Source organism: Microvirga tunisiensis (genome assembly GCF_009296175.1).
GTDB classification, from domain to species: Bacteria; Pseudomonadota; Alphaproteobacteria; order Rhizobiales; family Beijerinckiaceae; genus Microvirga; species Microvirga tunisiensis.
This window is the reverse complement of sequence record NZ_VOSK01000472.1, coordinates 1-4,069: the sequence shown is the minus strand read 5'-3', so window position 1 is coordinate 4,069 and position 4,069 is coordinate 1. Positions and strand designations below refer to the sequence as shown.

Annotated in this window: 5 protein-coding genes and 1 pseudogene; 2 read left to right on the top strand and 4 right to left on the bottom strand. The window is 58.1% G+C overall.

The features are described from left to right. Positions 1-1,287: 1,287 nt before the first annotated feature. The 4 genes and pseudogenes from FS320_RS39555 to FS320_RS39540 form a co-directional block, all read right to left on the bottom strand. A complete protein-coding gene (locus FS320_RS39555) occupies positions 1,288-1,566 on the bottom strand; it encodes a hypothetical protein (protein ID WP_152717877.1) in 279 nt (92 codons plus the stop codon). A 2-nt stretch (positions 1,567-1,568) separates the two neighbouring features. Next, the gene (locus FS320_RS39550) at positions 1,569-1,817 is read right to left on the bottom strand and encodes a hypothetical protein (protein ID WP_152717875.1); all 249 of its coding nucleotides are present in this window, start codon (positions 1,815-1,817) and stop codon (positions 1,569-1,571) included. Positions 1,818-1,886: 69 nt separating this feature from the next. Next, positions 1,887-2,207 carry an integration host factor subunit alpha gene (locus FS320_RS39545; RefSeq protein WP_152717873.1) on the bottom strand — a complete coding sequence of 107 codons (321 nt, stop codon included), beginning with the start codon at positions 2,205-2,207 and terminating at the stop codon, positions 1,887-1,889. A 241-nt stretch (positions 2,208-2,448) separates the two neighbouring features. Next, positions 2,449-2,962, bottom strand: a pseudogene (locus FS320_RS39540) (IS6 family transposase). A 562-nt stretch (positions 2,963-3,524) separates the two neighbouring features. Between FS320_RS39540 and FS320_RS39535 the strand changes: the two are divergent. Continuing rightward, the gene (locus tag FS320_RS39535) at positions 3,525-3,752 is read left to right on the top strand and encodes a DUF6894 family protein (protein ID WP_152717871.1); all 228 of its coding nucleotides are present in this window, start codon (positions 3,525-3,527) and stop codon (positions 3,750-3,752) included. Between the two features lie 173 nt (positions 3,753-3,925). Next, the coding region (locus FS320_RS49125; protein WP_244626992.1) for a DUF6429 family protein at positions 3,926-4,069 on the top strand (144 nt) is incomplete at its 3' end.

Genomic DNA, 4,069 nt, shown 5'->3' with positions numbered 1-4,069 from the left:
CAGGCGCCCACCGTCGAAAGCAGCGGTGATCTTCTTGCGGCCAACGGCTGGAAACGGGAAGGTGGCAGGTGTATCGTCCGGCATGGCGAGTGTGGCACAGGGCAATTGGTGGCAGGGATTAGTCTCAACAACCAAATCCTACGCTGCTTCAAGTGCTTAAGCTACACTCGCCAGCCTTCATCAACCTTCCCATGCATAAGAACGGTTAGCAGAGGAAGGCGAGAATCGCTGTAGCCGAAAACTGTTACTTTTTGGCCTCTGATCCGAGCCAATGCATCACAAGATAACATGTCGCATAATAAGCATTTTGACAAGAAGTTTGTGGCTTGATGCTGGCAACGATACGCGTGAACCTTGAGCCACTGGCTAACCGGCCGCACGAACAACACTGCGAGAAGCCGTGCCTTGGTCGCCTAGGGCCAGATGCTCTTAATGATTAAGTCATGAGAACAACCCTATTCTCAGCGTCTCTAAGGCCCGTGTAAGCATATCGGCCCGTCTATTCTGACCGTCAAGGCTGTTGCCCCAGCCGTCACAGTTTCGTAATTACAGGAGTTCCAATGATCCGGACCTTGGCGCCGTTGTTCGGCAACTGGCAGCGGGCTGTGGCCGTCATTCTCGGGATAGGGGCCACTGCAGGCTGGGGGATACTTGCGATCTCAAGCCAATCCGCAGCTGAAACCGAACGTCAGTTGCAGGAGCGGATCGCGACGCTTCAAGACAATCAAACGCAGCTGTTGCTGGAGCGGGACCAATCCCAAGGTGCAACCGCGGAACTTGCTCGGCTGCGCAACCAACTCAGTTCAGCCCAGGATGAGATCGCTCGTCTTGTCCAGAGCCGAACTCAGGCTCAGTTGAAGATGCCTGCGGACCGCTTGCAGCTTGATGCAAACTCATCCCCGGCACGTCTGTCGCAGAACGGAATTTCCCAAACAGGCTCCCTCCGGAGCTTGCCTCCAACTCCGCCACAGGCGCCACCACGTCCGGTGCAAGCAGCGCCTACGAAGCCGCAAAGTGGCGTCATGGTCGTTCAGGCTGGTGACAGAAAGCGGCAGGGACCGGAGCAGGCTCCGGTGCTGAAGCCTAGAGGATAAGCATTCCAGGCAAACACCTTCTGCCGCAAGCGCGGGTCGGTGCCGCACCGTCAACTTAACACTTTTACTTGCTCTTGTCGGTGTTTAGGTCCGGAGCAGGCCACGCATTTTCAAGAGCTTAGACCCACTGGGGAACCGCTGAAAGCGCCGGAGAATGGCATTCTCTCAGTTAAGTTGACAGAGCCCTTAGACGTTACTCCACCCAATTGGTGTGACCTGCCGCAAGCGCGCGCAGCGCAATCTCGCCGGCGATTTTAGCGCTCTCGAACCCTTCTTTGGTTGCTTCAAAGGCTTCGAGGGGGAAGAGCCCGTCAACGCCTCCAAGCAGAACGAGCGTGACTGGTCCGTCTTCCCTGCCCTGTTCCTGCACGAGAGACAGCATGAGGCCGCCGATCTCCCCAAAGGCGTGCCTCTCGTCAAAGTGAAGGGTCTTGGTCTCCCCACGCTGCGGGAACTGAATGACATCTGCCATGCCTAGGCCTCGCCTCCTGCGCCACGGATCTCAGCGTCACCGAGCCAATGCTGGGCTTCCTCAAGACTGCCGAAGGTGTGCTCTACCTCTATGAATGGCGCGGGCCTCTCCCCTGGAGGCAGGTCGACCAGGAGCTCTGCGGTCCAGGTTGCATCGTGGGTTTCGCCGCTCCGGACCAGGCTGGCAATAATCACGCCGTTCAGCAGCACGTCATAGCTGCCAGGAGCAAGCCGCAAGAGTCTATAGGCCATTCCTCACCTTTGAACGTTACATGAGCAGCAGGCTGCGTTGCATATCATGCCTCCAAATCGGATCCCCGTTCAGTGCGACATTGAATGAAGATCCTGAGGGTTGCCGTTCACGTGCGCTTTGAGAACAGGCGAGGCACTGAACGTGAGGGATTGGCGGGGCTCGATCGGCACGGCCACTCCGGTCTTAGGATTGCGCCCCACCCGCTTGGCCTTGTCTCGGACCGTAAACACGCCGAACGACGACAGCTTCACGGTCTCGCCCACCGCGAGAGTGTCGCAGAGTTCTCTGATTAGCTGCTCGACCAGACCTGCAGCTTCTGCCCGAGAGAGGCTGCCCTTCTGGTAAACAGCCTCTGCCAGATCCGCCCGCGTGACAGTTTTGCCTGCCATGATCAATCCTCTGACAAAGAGAAGCGCCTCGCTTGCGGCAGAGGCGCCTGAGTTCCAAAGGAAGGACCTGTCCCGGCCGCTCCATCATGGACATGACCAGAGTGCCCGATCTCCTGAGTGATGGCTGTACCCCGAACGCCACAGAAACCAGGCCCGTGATGGAGGAGGCAGGGGATCTTCGGAGTCTCTGTCGCAACCCTGGAGCTGAGACAACAACAAGGAAGCGAACCTCCCTCGACTGTCATGCAGCGAGTCGCTCGAACTGCTCAGCGAGCGAAGGCTGCCGATTGCGGGCGTACTTCACCTGTCCTTTGCGCATCATGTGAACCATCTCGATCCCACCCAGGATTGCGCGAGCGCTGTTCACTGACTTGAACCCGAGCATCAGTCGGACCCGCCGCTTGACGGCGCGATGGCCCTGTTCGATGCGATTGTTCAGGTAGGCACTGTGCCGGATCCGGATCGGCTTCAGTTTGCGTCTTGATCGATCTTGGAGCCGGTTTCCCGTACCGCAGGCCAGAATGGCCTACCGGTTCGTCTGGCTGCCGTTTGATATACGTCTCATCGACATGCCAGTTTCGGCTGACGGGTCGCTTGCATCGATTGAACCGCCCGAGAAGCTCGGGTGAGTAACGGATCACCCATCGCCCGATCGTGGCGTGGTCGACGACGATGCCGCGCTCGGCCATCATCTCCTCGAGATCACGCAGGCTGAGGCTATAAGCGAGATACCATCGCACGCAGAGCAGGATCACTTGAAACTGATATGGGGAATACCGGGCTCACACCGGCATGGCAGAGACGGCATCATGCCGTTGACCAAGCCCACCAAGAAGCGCGCCGCTCAACCTGCCATCTTGAGACAGAGCAACAATGCCAAAACCCTCGTCGCGGCAATGAGCCCATATGATCGTGAGACATATGCAGAGCCATCGCGATGAAGATGCCTGCCATGGCGCCATAGAAGGCAGAGAGCGGAACGCTCCACTCAGCAAGTCGTCTATTTGAACGAGTCGTTGCTGATGACATGTCAGTGAATACGACAAACAATATGGCTGTTGAGGATCCGGCTTTGGTTTAGATCCCCTCATCATGCCGCCTGCCTTCAGGCATTCACTTGGCTTGGCCAAAGCTGCCCTCCGTCAGTCCTATAAGACACACAAACGGGACAGCTTGGGGGTTTATTCCTCATCCTGAAGCCTAAGTTGAAGTTTTGCCAGCTAAGGTTAAATGCTCAGCCGGTCTCCCATCCAGCCATGGATGGGGTCGGGGTCTTAGGTGAGCAGCTCTTAGCTGTCTACAGGTCATGGACGGCTGATGCGCTGCTTCTTCCATCTCGTGAACGGTCACGAGACCGTGCTTGATGATGAGGGTGTTGAGATCCTCGACCTTGCCGCAGCGCATGCTTTTGCCCTGCAAGCCATCGAGGACATCCGGAACGAGGCGATCCAAGCGGGTGCCTCATGGCAGGGCTGGCGGCTTGATGTCGTGGACACCTCCGGCAACGTGCTCCTGTCCATCCCGCTGGAGCCAACGCTGCATTAGGTCCCCGAAGCGCCTCCGGCAGGCAATAAGGCGGCAGGAGGCTTCCGCAGAAACCCCAGGGCCGCTGGCGAGGGAGAGGATCAGGAATGAAGAACAGGAGCGGCGGGCACCGGACCGTATCCATCCGAGCGGGGCCGCGGGATTTTGGGTGCCGCGCGTGGTAACGTCGGTTCATGGAGATCGATGAGGACAAGATCGACGATGCCGTTTTGGCGCTGTTATGGCTGACGCTGCATAACGAGCGTTGTGCCTGGAAGGGCTTCGACTGGGCAACGACGGATCGGCTTCACAAGAAGGGCTTGATCGGCGACCCAGTC